The 17,947-nt window shown below is 70.1% G+C and carries 14 protein-coding genes; all 14 read right to left on the minus strand.

Features of this window, described 5'->3' with window-relative positions; translation table 11 throughout:
• Positions 1-5 precede the first annotated feature (5 nt).
• Positions 6-1,253 carry a cell division protein FtsZ gene (ftsZ, locus tag FB381_RS15530; RefSeq protein ID WP_141781121.1) on the minus strand — a complete coding sequence of 416 codons (1,248 nt, stop codon included), beginning with the start codon at positions 1,251-1,253 and terminating at the stop codon, positions 6-8.
• 215 nt (positions 1,254-1,468) lie between these two features.
• Positions 1,469-2,461 carry a cell division protein FtsQ/DivIB gene (locus tag FB381_RS15535; protein ID WP_141781122.1) on the minus strand — a complete coding sequence of 331 codons (993 nt, stop codon included), beginning with the start codon at positions 2,459-2,461 and terminating at the stop codon, positions 1,469-1,471.
• Between the two features lie 17 nt (positions 2,462-2,478).
• The gene (gene murC / locus FB381_RS15540) at positions 2,479-3,900 is read right to left on the minus strand and encodes a UDP-N-acetylmuramate--L-alanine ligase (RefSeq protein WP_141781123.1); all 1,422 of its coding nucleotides are present in this window, start codon (positions 3,898-3,900) and stop codon (positions 2,479-2,481) included.
• Positions 3,897-4,973: an undecaprenyldiphospho-muramoylpentapeptide beta-N-acetylglucosaminyltransferase gene (murG, locus tag FB381_RS15545; protein WP_141781124.1), complete on the minus strand. Its 1,077-nt coding sequence runs from the start codon at positions 4,971-4,973 to the stop codon at positions 3,897-3,899. Before murG ends, murC begins: the two co-directional genes overlap by 4 nt.
• Positions 4,974-4,986: 13 nt before the next feature.
• Positions 4,987-6,294 carry a putative lipid II flippase FtsW gene (gene ftsW, locus FB381_RS15550; RefSeq protein ID WP_141781125.1) on the minus strand — a complete coding sequence of 436 codons (1,308 nt, stop codon included), beginning with the start codon at positions 6,292-6,294 and terminating at the stop codon, positions 4,987-4,989.
• Positions 6,295-6,502: 208 nt separating this feature from the next.
• Positions 6,503-7,972 (minus strand): UDP-N-acetylmuramoyl-L-alanine--D-glutamate ligase, encoded by a 1,470-nt coding sequence (gene murD, locus FB381_RS15555; RefSeq protein WP_141781126.1) that lies wholly within the window; start codon positions 7,970-7,972, stop codon positions 6,503-6,505.
• On the minus strand, positions 7,954-9,042 hold the full coding sequence (gene mraY / locus FB381_RS15560) for a phospho-N-acetylmuramoyl-pentapeptide-transferase (RefSeq protein WP_141781127.1): 1,089 nt from the start codon (positions 9,040-9,042) through the stop codon (positions 7,954-7,956). Before mraY (FB381_RS15560) ends, murD begins: the two co-directional genes overlap by 19 nt.
• A 186-nt stretch (positions 9,043-9,228) precedes the next feature.
• On the minus strand, positions 9,229-10,347 hold the full coding sequence (mraY, locus tag FB381_RS15565) for a phospho-N-acetylmuramoyl-pentapeptide-transferase (RefSeq protein WP_141781128.1): 1,119 nt from the start codon (positions 10,345-10,347) through the stop codon (positions 9,229-9,231).
• A 187-nt stretch (positions 10,348-10,534) separates the two neighbouring features.
• Positions 10,535-12,091, minus strand: a complete 1,557-nt coding sequence (locus FB381_RS15570) for a UDP-N-acetylmuramoyl-L-alanyl-D-glutamate--2,6-diaminopimelate ligase (RefSeq protein WP_141781129.1) — start codon at positions 12,089-12,091, stop codon at positions 10,535-10,537.
• A 60-nt stretch (positions 12,092-12,151) separates the two neighbouring features.
• A complete protein-coding gene (locus FB381_RS15575) occupies positions 12,152-13,867 on the minus strand; it encodes an MFS transporter (protein ID WP_141781130.1) in 1,716 nt (571 codons plus the stop codon).
• Positions 13,868-13,921: 54 nt separating this feature from the next.
• Positions 13,922-14,356 carry a MarR family winged helix-turn-helix transcriptional regulator gene (locus FB381_RS15580; RefSeq protein ID WP_141781131.1) on the minus strand — a complete coding sequence of 145 codons (435 nt, stop codon included), beginning with the start codon at positions 14,354-14,356 and terminating at the stop codon, positions 13,922-13,924.
• A 68-nt stretch (positions 14,357-14,424) separates the two neighbouring features.
• A complete protein-coding gene (locus tag FB381_RS15585) occupies positions 14,425-16,260 on the minus strand; it encodes a peptidoglycan D,D-transpeptidase FtsI family protein (protein WP_141781132.1) in 1,836 nt (611 codons plus the stop codon).
• 86 nt (positions 16,261-16,346) lie between these two features.
• The gene (gene ftsL / locus FB381_RS15590; protein ID WP_141781133.1) at positions 16,347-16,937 is read right to left on the minus strand and encodes a cell division protein FtsL; all 591 of its coding nucleotides are present in this window, start codon (positions 16,935-16,937) and stop codon (positions 16,347-16,349) included.
• Positions 16,934-17,932, minus strand: a complete 999-nt coding sequence (gene rsmH, locus FB381_RS15595; protein ID WP_141781134.1) for a 16S rRNA (cytosine(1402)-N(4))-methyltransferase RsmH — start codon at positions 17,930-17,932, stop codon at positions 16,934-16,936. Before rsmH ends, ftsL begins: the two co-directional genes overlap by 4 nt.
• Between the last annotated feature and the right edge of the window lie 15 nt (positions 17,933-17,947).

Below are 17,947 nucleotides of genomic sequence, written 5' to 3' on the forward strand. Positions count from 1 at the left end.
CGCCCTTACTTCAAGAAGTCGGGGACGTCGAGCTCGTCGTCGTTGAACTGGACGCTGGGAGCCGGCTTCTTGGGTGCGGGCGCAGGCGCGGGCTCGGCCGGCGGCGCCGCGGGCGGAGGCGTGGTCGGAGCCGGCTGGGCGGGCGGCGCAGCCGGCGTCTCGTTCGTCTCCTCGGACTCCTCGGCACGGCGGGTGGCGACCGCGGTCGCGACGGAGGCGTTCTCCCCGTTGCCGGCCGACTTCTGCTGAGTGGTCGCCCGGCCCTGCACGGTGCCGAGGCCGGACTGGCCCTCGCGACGCTTGGGCATGCCACCGTCGAAGCCGGCGGCGATCACGGTGACCCGCACCTCGTCACCGAGAGCGTCGTCGATGGTCGCACCGAAGATGATGTTGGCTTCCTCGTGGACCGCGTCGGCCACCAGCGCCGCCGCCTCGTTGATCTCGAAGAGGCCGAGGTCGGAGCCGCCGGCGATGGAGAGCAGCACGCCGTGGGCGCCGTCGATCGAAGCCTCCAGAAGCGGCGAGGAGACGGCCATCTCGGCTGCCTCGACGCTGCGGTTGTCACCGCGCGCGGAGCCGATGCCCATCAGCGCCGAGCCGGCGTTGGACATGACCGACTTCACGTCGGCGAAGTCGAGGTTGATCAGGCCCGGGGTCGTGATGAGGTCGGTGATGCCGGAGACACCCTGCAGCAGCACCTGGTCGGCCTGGCGGAACGCATCCATCACCGACACGTTGCGGTCGGAGATCGAGAGCAGCCGGTCGTTGGGGATGACGATGAGGGTGTCGACCTCCTCGCGGAGCTTGGTGATCCCCTCCTCGGCGGAGTTGGCGCGGCGACGCCCCTCGAAGGCGAACGGGCGGGTCACCACACCGATGGTCAGCGCGCCGAGGCTGCGGGCGATGCGGGCCACGACCGGCGCGCCGCCGGTGCCGGTGCCGCCACCCTCGCCGGCGGTCACGAACACCATGTCGGCGCCCTTGATGACCTCTTCGATCTCGTCGGCGTGGTCCTCGGCGGCGCTCTCCCCCACACCAGGGTTGGCGCCCGCACCGAGACCGCGGGTCAGCTCACGGCCGATGTCGAGCTTGACGTCGGCGTCGCTCATCAGCAGCGCCTGGGCGTCGGTGTTGATGGCGATGAACTCGACCCCCTTGAGGCCGACCTCGATCATCCGGTTGACAGCGTTGACGCCGCCGCCACCGATGCCGACGACCTTGATGATCGCCAGGTAGTTCTGTGCAGCTCCCACGGTGGTCGCCCTTTCGCTCGATGTTGGTCGTCGCGGCCCGGTTCAACCCTGACCCTCAGCCTGAGGGTTATAGTTATGTCAACCTCGCCGTTCTCAGAACAGTAGGCAGGCGTACCTCCTCAATTCGGCACGACACGCGGATGCGGATCAGTTGTGCAGATCCGTTGCCGTCCGGTAGGGGCAATCGGGCAGAGCCGTCCGGTAGCGGCGGTCGCTCAGTCGGTGCTCTTGCTGGTGACGGGCTGACCGGGCACCGAGACGTCGTAGCGGGCAACCTTCGGCTCCGCCTTCATCAGTGCGACCAGCACGTCGGCCTTGGTGTCGGACTGGGCACTGCTCCCCCACACGACACGCTTGTCGTTGTTCATCTCCAGGGAGATCGAGTCGACGGTGGTGACCTCGACGTGGTCGACCCTCTTGGCGAGGTCGGCCGGCAGAGCCGAGGCCACGGCGGCGGCTTCGCGCAGCGCGGAGGAGTTCGTGCCGGTGACGGTGTTCACCATGGGCAGGCCGCGCGGCGCCTTCTTGTAGTCCCAGAAGACGGTGCCGGTCTCGTCGAGGGCCCGCAGCCGGCCGCCGATGGAGACGACCGCGACCGGCGTACGTTCGGTGACGTCGACCCGGATCTTGTCGGGCCACTCCCGCGAGACGTTGACCGAGCGCACCATCGGCAGGCCGTTGAGCACACGCAGCTGGACGGCGCCGAGGTCGGCGGTGGCCAGCGGCTCCCCGATCGGCACGCCGGCGTACTTGACGACCTCCTTGGCGTTGGTCATCTTCATGTCGCCGTGGGCAACGGTGCCCTTGACCTGGAGCCAGGTGGAGAAGTAGACCGCCCAGATCCCGCCGAGCAGGAGGGCGATGATCAGCGTGCCGACGATGATGTAGCGCCACGCGAGCCAGCGCCGACGCCACTGGCGACGAGCGAAGGCCTTGCGGCTCTTGAGGGTCGCAGCGTCGACCGGGGCGCGCTCGGCCGAGGTCCGGTCCGACCTCGGCGCTGTGCGCGGCGCCGGACCGGGCTCGGAGCTCGGGTCTTCGGAGGTCGGGTCTTCGGAGGTCGGATCAGGGGTCGGCTCGGAGGTCGCCGCGGCACCCGTCTCGGGCGCGGCGTCCTCGGAGTCGGGAGCGGTCTCGCGCTCCACGGATGCCGACCGAGCGATCTCGAGAGCCTCGTCGATCTCGACGCCTGGCCCCTTCTCCCCCATGCTGCTCCCTCCAGCGCCTACTGCTCTGCAGCCGTACGTAGCCTGGCGAGCACCATCGGCCCCACCTCGGTCACGGTACCTGCCCCGAGCGTCAGAACGAGGTCACCGGGACGGGCGCGCCGGGCGAGCTCGTCGGCGGCCTCCTCCAGCCCGCCGACGCTGGCCACCTGGCCGGGCGGCAGCGGCACCGCGTCGGCGACCAGCTTGCCGGTCACCTCCGGGTCGTAGTCCTCACGAGCCAGATAGACGTCGAGCACGACGACCTCGTCGGCGGCGCCGAGCACGCGGCCCATCTCCTCGCCGAAGATCCTCGTGCGCGAGACCATGTGTGGCTGGAAGCCCACGATCAGGCGTCCGGAGCCGGCCACCGAGCGCCCGGAGACGAGGTCACCGGCGATCTCGGAGGGGTGGTGGGCGTAGGAGTCGTAGACGCGTACGCCGCCGGCCTCTCCCTTGCGCTCCATCCGCCGCCGCGTGCCGGTGAACGACTCCAGGCCGGCCTTGAGCAGGTCGAAGGAGTGGCCCAGACGCAGGCCCACGGTGATGGCGGCCAGCGCGTCGGCGACGTAGTGACGGCCGGGGATCTTCAGCGTGATGCGTCCCAGCTCGTCGAGCCCGTCGACGACGGTGAAGGAGGAGGTGGTGCCTTCGAGCACCACGTCGACGGCGCGCACGTCGGCGACCTCCGACTCGCCCACACCGATGAAACGGCGGCCGAGCGAGTGGGCGACGTGACGCAGGTCGGCGGCGCCGGGGTCGTCGATGACCGCGACCAGGAAGCCGTCGGGAGCCAGGCGGCCCACGAACTGGGCGAACCCCTCGCGGTAGGCCTCCTCGGTGCCCCACTGGTCGAGGTGGTCGGCCTCGACGTTGGTGACGACCGCGGCGTAGGGCTTGTAGACCAGGAAGGCGCCGTCGGACTCGTCGGCCTCGGCGACGAACAGGTCGCTGGAGCCTTCGGCCGCGTTGGTGCCGGAGGCGGCGAGCTCGCCGCCGACGGTGTAGGTGGGCGCGGCCCCCGCCGTCTGGAGGGCGACGGTCAGCAGCGACGTGGTCGTGGTCTTGCCGTGGGTGCCGGCCACCGCGAGCACGCGGCGGCCTTCCATCACCGAGGCGAGACCGGCCGAGCGCGGGTAGATCCGCAGACCCTTCTCCACCGCCGCGACGTACTCGGGGTTGTCGTCGCGGATCGCCGTGGAGACGATCAGCGTGTCGACCCCCTCGACCTGGGAGGCGTCGTGACCGACGAAGACGGTCGCGCCCTCCTCGCGCAGCGCCGCGACCATCGAGGAGTCGGCGCCGTCGCTGCCGGAGACCGTGATCCCGCGGGCCAGCATGACGCGGGCGATCGCCGAGAGACCCGCTCCCCCGATGCCGATGAAGTGGACCCGGCCCAGCTGCTCGGCCGGAAGGATGTGTTCAGGAACGGGCACCCTCATGACTTACCTCCTGCAACGACCTCGAAGACCATCCGGGCCAGCCGCTCGTCGGCGTCGCGCGGCACCAGGTCGCTGGCGGCCTTCGACATCGCCTCCAGCCGGGAGCGGTCGGTGACGATGGGTGCCACGTGGGCCGTGACCCACTCGGCGCTCATCTCGGCGTCGGAGACCAGCACCGCGCCACCGGCGTCGACGACGGCCTTGGCGTTGAGCGACTGCTCGCCGTTGCCGATCGGCAGGGGTACGTAGATCGCCGGCACGCCCACGGCGCTCGCCTCGATCACCGAGTTGGCGCCGGAGCGGCAGATCATCAGGTCGGCCGCGGCCAGCGCGAGATCCATCCGGTCGACGTAGTTGAGCACGTGGTAGCCGGGGCCGGGCGAGGCCAGCTCGTTCTTAGGGCCGATCACGTGGAGCACCTGGACCCCGTTGCCGGCCAGCGTGCGGTAGGCACCGGAGACCGCCTCGTTGATCCGCCGGGCACCCTGCGACCCGCCGGTGACCACGATCGTGGGCCGGTGCTGGTCGAGCCCGAAGAAGCTGCGTGCCTCGGCACGCAGCGCCCAGCGGTCCATCGTCGAGATCATCCGGCGGATCGGCAGCCCGACGTACTCGCCCTTCGGCAGCTTGGTGTCGGGGAAGCTCACCGCGACCCGATCGGCGACGCGCGCGCCCGCCTTGTTGGCGAGCCCGGGGATCGCGTTGCCCTCGTGGACGACGATCGGGATGTGGCGCCGCTTCGCGGCGAGGTAGGCGGGCATCGAGACGTAGCCGCCGTAACCGACGACGACGTCGGGCCGCACCCGGTCGAGCACCTCGTAGGTCGCCTCGACCGCGCCCTTCAGGTTGGCCGGCACCTTCAGCAGGTCGGCGCTGAGCTGGCGCGGCATCGGCACCGGCGGGATCAGCTCGAGCGGGTATCCCGCGGCGGGAACCACCTGGTTCTCCAGGCCGCGGGGCGTGCCGAGACAGGTCACCTCGACGCCCGGGTCGAGACGACGCAGGGCATCTGCGGTGGCGAGCAGGGGGGATGTGTGTCCGGCGGAGCCACCACCGGCGAGGAGGGCCTTCATGATGCGTCAGAACTTATCGGTTGCGTTGGCCACGACGGTAAGCGGCTGCCTGCCTGGCGCGATCCTTTGCCAAGGCTTTACGGTGCGAGAGCGCTGCCGCCGCCGCAGGCTCACGACGAGCGAACCCGATGACCACGCCCAGCGCGACCATCGACGGGATCAGCGCCGAGCCGCCGTAGGAGACCAGGGGCAGCGGGATGCCGATCACCGGCAGCAGCGCGAGCACCATGCCGACGTTGATGATCATCTGGCCGAGCAGCCAGACCAGCACGCCGAAGCTGAAGTAGCGTACGAACGGCCGGTCGGTCTGGCGGGCGACCTTGATCAGCGCGAAGGCGAGGGTCAGGAACAGGCCGACGACCAGGAGCGTGCCGACCAGGCCGAGCTCCTCCCCCAGCACCGCGAAGATGTAGTCGGTGTGGGCCTCCGGAAGGTCTCCCCACTTCTGCTGGGAGGCGCCGATGCCCTGACCGAGGACACCGCCCGAGCTCAGCGCGTAGAGGCCGTGGGAGGGCTGCCAGCCCTCTCCGTGGAAGTCCTTGAACGGGTCGACGAAGCTGGTCAACCGGGCGAGCCGTTCGGTGTCGGTGCTGATCAGGAACAGCACCGAGACGCCGATGACCGATATCGCGATCCCGAAGAGCTTTCCCGGCGCACCGACGACCCACAGCATGCCGAGCGCGATCGTGAAGAAGACCAGGGCGGTGCCGAGGTCCTTTCCGGCGAGGACGAGCCCTGTGGCCACCCCGATGCCGGGCAGCACCGGCATCAGCACCTCGTGGAGGCTGTCGAGGCGACGGTCCTTGAGCGCGTAGACGTGGGCTGTCCACAGCACGATCGCCAGCTTGGCGATCTCCGAGGGCTGGATCTTGACCGGGCCGGCACCGATCCAGTTCTGCTGCCCGTTGACGTCGTGACCGAGGAAGATCGTCAGGAACAGAAGGACGCAGGCAACGAAGAACCCGGGCCACGCCATCCGACGCAGGTGCCTGGGCCGGATCCGTGAGGCGATGAACGCGCACGGGATGCCGATCATCACCCACAGCACCTGGCGTCCGACGATCGCGTAGGAGTTGTCCATCACCCGGTAGGACCACACGCTCGAGGCCGAGAGGACCATGATCAGTCCGATGGTCAGCAGCAGCGCCGAGCTGGTCAGCAGCAGGTAGTAGGCCGCCAGCGGTCGGTTGAGCGCCACCCTCAGCGCATGGAACCACGCCTTGAGATAGCCCAGCGCCGTCTTCGGGTAGGACCGTGCTCCCTGTGTCGATGCTCCCTGCGTCGATCCGGAACCGGTCCGGTCGGGGCTCGTGGTCGTCACCAGCACTCCCTCCAAGCTCCGATGGCGTACGTCGTCGTCATTCTCCCGCGTCGCCCCGCCCGATCCACCGCACCCGGGCCCGCGTGTCGCCCTCCGCCGAGACAGGTCGAAGAGTCACTTCTGCAGGTCGAGAGGTCACCGGGGTGACCTCTCGACCTGCAGGAGTGACGTCTCGGCCTGCAGAAGTGACCTCTCGGCGGAGGTTGGTTCAGAGGCGGCGGCGTACGGCCTCGGCGAAGGCGTCGCCGCGGGCCTTGTAATCACGGAACTGGTCCTGGCTGGCGCAGCCGGGGGCGAGCAGGACGGTGTCGGCGACCCGGGCGAGTTCGGCGGCGGTCTCGACCGCGGCGGCGATGGCCGCGGGGCCGTCGGCGATGTCGATCTGGACGACGTCGACCTGGGGTGCGTGGGCGGCGAGGGCCGAGGCGATGACGTCGCGGTCCTGACCGATCAGCACCACGGCGCGAAGCCGGTCGTCGATCGTGGCGACCAGGTCGTCGAACCGGGCGCCCTTGGCCAGCCCGCCCGCGATCCAGACCACCGGGTCGTAGGCCTGCAGCGACGCCTGGGCGGCGTGCGGGTTGGTGGCCTTGGAGTCGTCGACCCAGGTGATGCCCTCGGCCTCGGCGACGACCTCGATGCGGTGGCCGTCGGGCCGGAACGTCTTCAGCCCGTCGCGCACCGCCGCCTGGGAGACGCCGTGAGCGCGCGCGAGGGCGGCAGCGGCCAGGGCGTTCTGCACGTAGTGAGGAGCGCTGGAGGGAAGATCGGCGATCTGGCACAGCTCGGCGGCGGAGGTCTGACGCTCCTCGATGAAGGCGCGGTCGACCAGGATGTCTTCGACGACCCCGACCTGCCCGACGGCCGGGGTGCCGAGGGTGAACCCGATCGCGCGGGCCCCCTCGACGACGTCGGCCTCCTCGACCAGATGCATCGTGGCCTCGTCGGCGACGTTGTAGACACAGGCGCGCTGCACGCCCTCGTAGACGCGGCCCTTGTCGGCGGCGTAGTCGTCCATCGAGGGATACCAGTCGAGGTGGTCCTCGGCGATGTTGAGCACGACGGCCGCCTCGGCCGACATCGAGGAGGTGTAGTGGAGCTGGAAGGAGGAGAGCTCGACGGCGAGCACGTCGTAGGCGTCAGGGTCCATCACGGCCTCGACGATCGGCAGGCCGACGTTGCCGACGGCGACCGACCGCAGCCCCGCCGTACGCAGGATGTTGTCGAGCATCTGCACGGTCGTGGTCTTGCCGTTGGTGCCCGTGACCGCCAGCCACGGGGCGGCGTTGTCGGGGTCGCGCAGCCGCCAGGCGAGCTCGACCTCCCCCCAGATCGGGATGCCCCGCTCGCGCGCCTGGGCGAGCAGCGGCGCGGTGGGCCGCCACCCCGGGGAGGTGACCAGCACGTCGACGCCGTCGGGCAGCACGTGGGTGGCTCCCTCGCCGAGGCGTACGTCGGCCCCCAGGATGCCGAGCAGCTTGGCCTTCTCCTGACGCTCCTCGTCGCCGGGCGACTCGTCGAGAGCGATCACGGAGGCACCGAGGTGGGTGAGGTTGTCGGCGGCGGCGAACCCGGAGACGCCGAAGCCGGCCACGACCGCCCTCACGCCCTCCCAGGAGTCGTTGCGGCCGAGATCGTCGAGGTTGATGGAGTCGCTCATCAGATGCCCGCCACCCATTCGGCGTAGAAGATGCCCAGACCTGCGGCGACGCAGAGGCCGGTGATGATCCAGAACCGGATCACCACGGTGACCTGCTCCCAGCCGAGCATCTCGAAGTGGTGATGGATCGGCGCCATCCGGAAGAGCCGTTTGCCGGTGCCGGTGCGGGCCTTGGTGACCTTGAACCAGCTGACCTGCAGCATCACCGCGACGGTCTCCATCACGAACAGGCCGCCGACGATGATCAGCAGCAGCTCGGTGCGCGACATGATCGCGAAACCGGCCAGCACCGAGCCCAGCGCGAGCGAGCCGGTGTCACCCATGAAGATCTTGGCCGGCGACGCGTTCCACCACAGGAACCCGAAACAGGCACCCGCGATCGCCGCGGCCAGGATCGCCATGTCGAGCGGGTCACGCACCTCGTAGCAGGTGCCGATCTCGACGCTCGGCCGGCCGCAGCGCTGGTTGTTCTGCCAGATCGAGATGATCGTGTAGGCGGCGAAGACGATGCCGGCCGAGGCGGCCAGCAGCCCGTCGAGCCCGTCGGTCAGGTTGGTGGCGTTGGAGGTGCCGTTGACCATCACCCACACGAGGATCAGGATCACGATCCACGGCAGGTGCGGGCCGAAGTCACGGATGAAGGAGAGCTGGTCGGAGGCCGGCCTGATCCCGGCGTGGTTGGCGAGCCCGGGCAGCAGCGCCACCGCACCGAAGGTGAGCGCGACGATCGTCTGGCCGATCAGCTTGGCCCAGCTGCGCAGACCGAGGTTGCGCTGCATGAAGACCTTGATGAAGTCGTCGACGAAGCCGACCACGGCCATACCGACGAAGAGGAAGAGCAGCAGGTAGGCCGTCGCGCTCGGAGCGTCTCCGGTGAGCAGCTTGGCCGCGATGTAGCCGACGATGACCGAGATCACGATGGCGACACCGCCCATCGTGGGGGTGCCGCGCTTGGTGTGGTGCGTCGTCGGGCCGTCCTCGCGGATCTCCTGCCCGTAGCCCAGCTTCGTGAACTGTACGATCGCAAATCGGGTGCCGAGCAGCGAGAACAGGAGCGCAATCGCTCCGCTCAGCAGGATCGCTCTCATGTCAGCCGGGTGCCTTCCTTGGTGTGTCGACATCCGATGTCGACGTGATCGATCGCCTTCGCCCCCGGGCCGCCGCGCACACGGAAGCCCGGCAAGCCTCGTGCATTCTTCCCTACGCCGTTCGCGCGCTCGCGGCGCCCCGCCGTTTGGGGGTCCGTCACACCACCGTACGTGCCGGAGGGGGTATCAGCTGCCTGCGACCCACTCGGCGTAGAAGATGCCCAGCCCGGCGGCGACGCAGAGGCCGGTGATGATCCAGAACCGGATCGTGACGGTCACCTGCTCCCAGCCGAGCATCTCGAAGTGGTGATGGATCGGGGTCATCCGGAAGATGCGCTTGGGCGTGCCGGTCACCTTGCGGGTGAGCTTGAACCAGCTCACCTGCATCATCACCGCCGTGGTCTCCATGACGTAGAGGCCGCCGATGATGATCAGCAGCAGCTCGGTGCGCGAGAGGATCGCGAAGCCGGCCAGCACCGACCCGATCGCGAGCGAGCCGGTGTCGCCCATGATGATCTTGGCCGGCGACGCGTTCCACCACAGGAACCCGAAACAGGCACCCGCGATCGCCGCGGCCAGGATCGCCATGTCGAGCGGGTCACGCACCTCGTAGCAGGCACCGCCCTCCAGGCCCGGGCGCCCGCAGCGCTGGTTGTTCTGCCAGATCGAGATGATCGTGTACGTCGCGAACACGAGCGCCGCGGACCCGGCCACGAGGCCGTCGAGGCCGTCGGTCAGGTTGGTGGCGTTGGAGGTGCCGGTGACCATCACCCAGATCAGGACGAGCAGCGCGGCGCCGCCGGCCCAGTAGAGGGCACCGCTGCCGCCGAGCAGGTGCGGCCCGAAGTCGCGGATGAACGAGAGGCGGTCGGAGGCCGGGGTGATGCCCTCGGCGTCGGCCATCGAGGGATGCAGCGCGACCGCGCCGAACCCGAGCGCGACCACCGTCTGCCCGACGATCTTCGCGCGCCCCCGCAGCCCGAGGTTGCGCTGCATGAAGACCTTGATGAAGTCGTCGACGAAGCCGACCAGCGCCATACCGACGAGCAGGAAGATCAGCAGGTACGCCGTCGCGCTGGGCGGGCGCCCCGTGATCAGCATCGATGCGAAGAAGCCGCCGACCACCGAGAGCACGATCGCGACCCCGCCCATCGTGGGAGTGCCCCGCTTGACGAAGTGGGTCGTCGGGCCGTCCTCGCGGATCGGCTGGCCATAGCCGAGCCGCGTGAACTGGAGGATCGCGAACCGGGTGCCGACCAACGAGAGCAACAGCGCGATGCCCCCGCTCAGCAGGATCGCTCTCATCTCAGCCTGGCGCCTTCCTGTGCCCTGTCGTCACATGTGGCCACTGCTCGTCGCCGGTCGGTGCCTGCCGGAGACCCGTGCGATACCTGTACGGAGCACGGTGTCGGCACCTGCTGCCTCATTGTGGCCCACAGGCCCTCCCGAACTGCGCAACCGCGCCGTGCCAGCCCGTCGCTCGGGCCTTCGGTCACTGCTTCGCGATCGCCTCACGGGCGACCTCGCGGTCGTCGAACGGATGCGTGACGCCCTCGATCTCCTGACCGGTCTCGTGCCCCTTGCCGGCGACGACGACGATGTCGCCGGGCTCGGCCAGCTCGATCGCGCGCCCGATCGCGGCCCGCCTGTCGCCGATCTCCTCGACGATCGCGCGAGCACCGGTGGTGCCCTCCAGCACCTGGCGCCTGATGCTCGCCGGGTCTTCGGTGCGAGGGTTGTCGTCGGTGACGATCACGTGGTCGGCCAGGCGTGCGCTGATCTCCCCCATGATCGGACGCTTGCCGGAGTCGCGGTCTCCCCCGGCACCGATCACCGCGATCAGCTTCGACTCGGTCAGCGGCCGCAGCGTGCCGAGCGCGGCCTCGACGGCATCTGGCTTGTGCGCATAGTCGACGACGACGGTGAACGGCTGTCCGGCGTCGACCCGCTCGAGCCGTCCCGGCACACCCGACCCCTGGGTGAGGGCGGCGGCCGCGCTGCGTACGACCTCGGTCGATGCCCGCTCACCGGGGGCGGCGTAGGCATGGTGGATGCTCGCCAGCGCGGCGAGGGTGTTGCTCACGTTGTAGTCGCCGGCCAGCGGGCTGGCGGCCGGGAGCTCGAGGCCGTCGGGGCCGTGGACGACGAAGCTCGAGCCGTCGGGACGCAGCTCGATGCCCGAGACGTGCCAGTCGGCGGACTCCTCGTGCAGGGCATAGGTGACGACGGGGATGCTCGCCTCCTCGGCCAGCCGGCGCCCGTGCTCGTCGTCGATGTTGACGATGCCCATCCGCGCCCGCTCGGGGGTGAACAGCGCGGCCTTCGCCTGGAAGTAGTCCTCGACCGTGTCGTGGAAGTCGAGGTGGTCGCGGCCGAGGTTGAGGAAGACCGCGACGTCGAAGACGACTCCGTCGACGCGCCCCATCACCAGCGCGTGGGAGGAGACCTCCATCGCGCAGGCCTCGGTGTCCTCCTCCACCATGCGGGCGAAGAGCCCGTGCAGATCGGGTGCCTCGGGCGTGGTCAACGGCGTCTTCACGTCGTGTCCGCCGATCCGGGTGCCGACCGTGCCGATGACGCCGGCAGCGTGGCCGGCCTCGAGCAGCGCGCTCTCGGCCAGGCGGGTGGTCGTCGTCTTGCCCTGGGTGCCGGTCACGCCGATCAACCGGAGCCTGCTCGACGGGTCGCCGTAGACGCGGGCCGAGAGCGCCCCGAGCACCTTGCGCGGCTGGTCGGCGAGCAGCGTCGGCACCTCGATGCGCTGAGCCTCGAGCTGGGCGGCACCGGCAGCATCGGTGAGCACCGCCACCGCCCCGGCCTCGAGTGCGCCGGCGGCATAGGTGGCGCCGTGCGCCCGGCTGCCGGGGAGTGCGGCGTAGAGGTCGCCCGGCATCACTCGCTGGGAGCTCAAGCTCACCCCGGTGACGCTGGCCTCGCCACGCAGCTCCAGGTCGAGCTCGGCGGCCAGGTCGCTCAGTGTCACCGGCTCGGTCACCTTCGGGCGGGTCGGGCTCGTCGGGCCCGCCGTCTTCTCGTACGCACTGCTCACCTGCCGAAGGCTATCGGCCCGGCAGGACCAGGTCCCGCCGGGCCGATCCCAGGCGTGGCGTCAGGCGTGGCGCAGCTGTGTCAGCGCCGCTGCGCTCAGCTCGCGCGGCTGCTCACCAGGCACGACGAGCACGACCGGCACGCTGGCGTTGGCGACCACCGCGGAGGTGATCGAGCCGTCGGCGAGCTGGGCGGCGCGGCCACGGGGCGAGGAGCCGAGCGCGATCGTCCGGGCGCGGGTCTCGGTGGCATACCGAGCCAGCTCCACACCGGCGCTCGCGTGGTCGCCGACGCTGTGGAGCACCAGGCCAGTCGCGCTCATGCCACGAGCGCCGAGGCGGTCGAGGTGGGCGCGTACGGTCGCGGCCGCCGCCTCCGGCTCCTCGGCGTCGATCGCCTGCTCCTCGATCACGTCGGTCTCACGGACGTGGACCACCTCCAGCGGCGCGCCCTCGGCGGCAGCCATCTCGGCGGCCCGGTCGACGACCTCGTCGGCGTCGGGCGTGGCGCCGACGGCGACCAGCACCGGGCGTCCCTCGCCACGCACCGGGCCGACCGGCTCCAGCGTGGGCGTGACCGGCTCCGCGGCCTCCCCCGACTCGGCGGCCTTGATCAGCTGGTGACCGCTGGCCAGCACCGGGATCGCGACCAGGAAGGCAGCAGCGCCGACGTAGAAGGCCACGGACTGGTCGGTGGCCTCGGCGATCTTGCCGGCGGCGAACGGGGCCAGCCCGCCACCGATGAAGCGTACGAACCCGTAGGCCGAGGAGGCGATCGGCCGCTCCACCGGCGAGACGAGCATGACCGCCTGGGTGGTGAGCGTGTTGTTGAGACCGACGAAGATGCCCGACAGGATCACCGCGCCCATCACCACCGGCGGCGAGGAGACGCCCAGACCGATGACGGTCAGCAGGATGCCGAGGCCGAGCAGGTTGACGTAGAGGGTCGGTGCCGTGCCGAAGCGTCGCTGTGCCCACGGCGCGCCCCACACGGCGAAGATCGCGACCAGGATGCCCCAGGCGAAGAAGACCCAGCCGAGCTGCAGCGGGTCGTGCAGCTGCATCGGGTAGGGCGCGTAGCCGAGCAGGGTGAAGAAGCCCCAGTTGTAGAGCAGCGCCATCATGCCCATCGTCAGCAGGCCGCGGTGGCGCAGCGCCGCCAACGGAGCGACCAGGGAGACCTTCTTCTCCGGCTTCGGTGTGGGCGGGAGGAAGAACAGGGTCGCGATCAGCGCGATCGCCATGAGCGCGGAGACCCCGAAGAACGGTCCGCGCCAGGAGATGCCGCCGAGCACTCCGCCCAGGAGCGGGCCGACGGCGATGCCGAGGCCGAGCGCGGTCTCGTAGAGGATGATCGCCCCCGAGAACCCACCGCTGGCCGAGGCCACGATCACGGCGAGGCTGGTGGAGATGAACAGTGCGTTGCCCAGGCCCCAGCCGGCCCGGAAGCCGACGATGCCGTCGACGCCACCGGCGGTGCCGGCCAGCCCGGCGAACCCGACGATGAGCACCAGGCCGAGGATCAGCGTCCACTTGGCGCCGATCCTGCTCGAGACCCAGCCGACGCCGATCATCGCCACGGCGGTCACCACGAGATAGCTGGTGAACAGCAGCGACACCTGCGCCGGCGTGGCCTCCAGCTCCTCGGCGAGCACCGGCAGGATCGGGTCGACGAGCCCGATGCCCATGAAGGACACCACGCACGCGAACGCGACCGCCCACACGGCACGAGGTTGCTTGAACGGACTGACGGCAGCTGCCCCGGAGTGGGAGCTCATTGCTTTCCTCTTCTCACTACGATCTTTCGTACGCGTCGCCGGCATGCGGGCGCGTCAGGACTCGAGCACGACCTCGGCCAGCCGGTCGAGGGCCGGCAGCGCGGCGGCGATGGCGGCACGGTCTTCTGCGGAGACCCGCGCCAGGGCGCCGTCGAGGACGCCGGCACGCTGACGGCGTCTGGCGGCGAGCACCTCTCGCCCGGCGTCGGTGACCTCGACCAGCACCGCGCGCCGGTCGGCGTCGTCGGCGACCCGGGCGAGCATCCCCTGCCGGGTGAGCCGGTTGACCAGCTGCGTCATCGCCGGCTGGGAGACCCCGGCGACCCGCGCCAGCTCGGTCACCCGCTGCGGACCGGTGCGGGCGAGCCCCGCCAGCACCGCGGCCGCCGTCGGCGAGACGTCGCCCGCGGTCGACACCTCCCGCACCAGTCGCACCACCTTCTCGAGCGCGAGCGACAGGTCATGTCCGGATGCTGGTGTCGTGCTCACCAGATAAACATAACATACCTATGTTATGCATTCGACCTGCGGTCGAGATCAGTCGACCTGGCCCGAGATCACCAGCCGGTCGGGATCTTCGAGGGCTCGGTGCCGGTCGGCGGGACGCCGTAGCGGCGCAGCGCGAACGACATGACCTTGGAGAAGACCGGGCCGGTGACGGTGCCGCCACCGCCGCCGTTGCCGGGGTTGTGGATGGCGACGTAGACGGTGAACCGCGGGTCGTCACTGGGGGCGAAGCCGCCGAAGGACACGGTGGTGGTGCCGTCGTAGCACTTGCACTCGGAGTTGACGCGCTGTGCGGTGCCGGTCTTGCCGGAGACGCGGTAGCCCGGGACGGCGGCCTGCTTCGCGGTGCCGTTGACCGGGTCGTTGATGACCCGCTCCATCATCTGCGCGGTCTCGGAGGCGGCCTTGTCGGAGACCACCCGCGTGCGCTGGGCGGTGTCGGTGCCGACCTCGATGCCGGAGTTGTTGGTGGCCTTCCCGGCGATCAGGCTCGGGTCGATGCGTACGCCGCCGTTGGCGATCGTGTTGAGCGCCGCGGTCATCTGCACCGCGTTGACCGAGATGGACTGGCCGAAGTCGATGCGGTCCTCGTTGGCCGCGGTCCAGACCTCGGGGGCGGCGAGCAGACCGGCCGACTCGGTGTCGAGCCCGATGCCGGTGCGCTTGCCCTGGCCGAAGGCCGAGAGATAGTCGCGCAGCTGGCCGTCGGCGTACTTGTTGGCGGCCATCACGGTGCCGATGTTGGACGACTTCGCGATCACACCGGCGAGGGTGAGCTTCTCGATGCCGTGCTCGTACCAGTCGTGGATGTCGGCGTCGCCCGACTTGTAGGAGCCCGGAACCCGCAGCTTCGTCTTCGGCGAGACGAGGCCCTGGTCGAGCAGACCGGCGACGGTGAGCACCTTCTGCACCGAGCCCGGCTCGTAGACGTTGGAGAGGGCGTTGCTGCCGCGCAGCGCCTTCGGCGAGGCCGCCGGGTCGCGCGCGTCGAAGGTCGGGTAGTCGGCGAGGCTCAGGATCTCGCCGGTCTTGGTGTCCATGACGACCGCCATCCCCGACTCCGCACGCGACTTCTGTACGGCGTCCATCAGCGTCTGCTGCACGTAGTACTGCAGGTCGCGGTCGATGGTGAGGCTCAGGTCGTGGCCGTCGACGGGGTCGACGCGGTTGTTGGTGCCCAGCGGCATCCGGGTGCCGCTGACCGGGCTGGTCGCGTCGTACTCGGCGTGGCCGTCCTTGCCGGCCAGGTGCTTGTCGAAGCCGGCCTCGAGGCCGGCCAGCGGGCCGTCGTTGCCGAGGAAGCCGACCAGGTTGGCCGCGACGTCACCGCTGGGGTAGTTGCGCAGCGGGTCGCGGCTGGTCCACAGCCCCTGGTAGCCCTCCTTGCCCGCCTTCTCCACGGCGGCGGTCGCCTGGGTCGCGGGCACCTGACGCTTGATGTACTGGAACCGGCTGCCGTCCTTGCGCAGCTTGGTCAGCGCCGAGGCGTAGTCGACGCCGAGCTCCTTGGCCAGGAACGCCGCGATCGCCGGCGCGTCCTTCTTGGTCTGCTTCGGGTCGGCGAGCACCATCAGCCCGTCGGAGGAGTCGGCGAGCGCCTCGCCGTCACGGTCGAGGATCTCGCCGCGCTCGGCCGGCAGCACGACATCGACGACGTTCTCGGCCGCCGCCATCGCGGCGTACGAGTGCGGGTCGATGCCCTGCAGCTGCACGAGCCGGCCGCCGAAGACCGAGAGCACCATCGCGACCAGGATGAACCCGACCCGGAGCCGGATGTGCACGGGACCACGCCGACGGACCTCGTTGCCGGCCGATCCCTTGCCCGAACCTCGGGCCGATCGCTGGGCCGGCTTCGCGGGCCTCCTGCGGAGGTTGCGCTGGGCCATCTCGGTCCTCCCCTACCCCATGTCTTCTGTGACTGGTGTTGCCAGTGTGTCCTAGCGGATCGATGCGACCAGCCAGCGACTCGCCCTCAGCGAGCCTCGCCCGAGGACGTACGCTTCCGCTCCTCGGCCTTCTTCTCCTCGGCCTTCTTCTTGGCGAGCGCGGTCTCCTCGGCCTTCTTCTTGTCCTCGGCGGCCTTGCGCGTCTTCGCCTCGGCCAGCTGCACGCTGTAGGGCTTGGCGACCTTCGGGTGCAGCGGCGGCGTCGCGGAGCGGTCGGCCGCGGCCGACTCGCCCTCGACCTTCGCCTCGGGCACCCGGAGCATGGCCGCGTTCTGCGGGACGACCATGCCGAGCCCCTTCGCCTTGGCGGCGATCTTGTGCGGGTCCTCCATCTTCTTCAGCTCGCCGTCGAGGGCCTGCTCACGTGCGGCGAGCGTGGTGGCCTGCTCCTGGAGGCGCGCCTCCTGGAAGGCCGACTGCTGCATCGAGGTGTTGAAGACGAGCAGGCCGACGATGCCGCCGATCAGCAGCATCGAGACGAGCACGACGAAAGGCAGCCGCGGCGCCATCGCCCCGGCGGGCATCGAGGCGGGGACCGCGGTGAGTCGCGTCTGGGTTGTCTCGGCCGCCTGGTCGGGGCGGCGCTCTGGCGCCTGCGGCGCGGCGGCGATGCTCATCTGCTTGCTCCAGGGTTCGACTGTGCTTGGTTGTTTCGGGGCTTGGTGCGCTCCACGGCGCGCAGCCGCACCGAGGCGGCGCGCGGGTTCTCCTCGATCTCGGCCTCGTTGGCCTGCTCGGACCCACGGGTGAGCAGGCGGAAAGCGGGTTCGGCCTCCGGGGGCACGAACGGCAGGTCGGGAGGCACGTCGAGCCTGGTCACCTCGGCGAAGGCTCGCTTGGTGAGCCGGTCCTCGAGGGAGTGGTAGGACTCGACCACCACCCGGCCACCGACGCCGACCGCCTCCAACGAGTCGGGCAGGGCCTGTCGCAGCGCGCCGAGCTCGTCGTTGACCTCCATCCGCAGCGCCTGGAAGGTGCGCTTGGCCGGATGCCCACCAGTGCGCCGGGCCGGCGCCGGGATCTCCGCGTAGAGCAGCTCCACCAGCGGTGCGCTCGTCGTGAACGGCACCTTCTCGCGGCGGGCGACCACGGCGTAGGCGATCTTCTTGGCGAACTTCTCCTCGCCGTAGTCCCGCAGGATCCGGGTCAGGTCGGCGGCCGAGTAGGTGTTGAGCACGTCGGCGGCCGTCTGGCCCTGGGTGGCGTCCATCCGCATGTCGAGCGGTGCGTCCTCGGCGTAGGCGAAGCCACGCTCGCGCTGGTCGAGCTGCATAGAGGAGACACCGAGGTCGAAGAGCACGGCCTGGACCTCGTCGAGGCCCTGGTCGGCGACCACCTCGAGGATCTGGTCGTAGACGGCGTGGACGCCGGTCCACCGATCACCGAAACGCGCGAGCCGCTCCCCCGCTATCGAGAGAGCGTAGGTGTCGCGATCGATGCCGATGACCCGTGCGCCGGGGATCTGCTCGAGGACCGCCTCGGTGTGGCCACCGTGGCCGGTCGTGCAGTCGACAAGGACCCCACCGTCGGCGAGCGCCGGCGCGAGCAGGTCGACGATGCGGTCGAGCATCACCGGCACGTGCTTTTGGTTCGTCACCGCCTCGACCCCCATCGCACGGTTTCATCT

Source organism: Nocardioides albertanoniae (assembly GCF_006716315.1).
Classification (GTDB): Bacteria; Actinomycetota; Actinomycetes; order Propionibacteriales; family Nocardioidaceae; genus Nocardioides; species Nocardioides albertanoniae.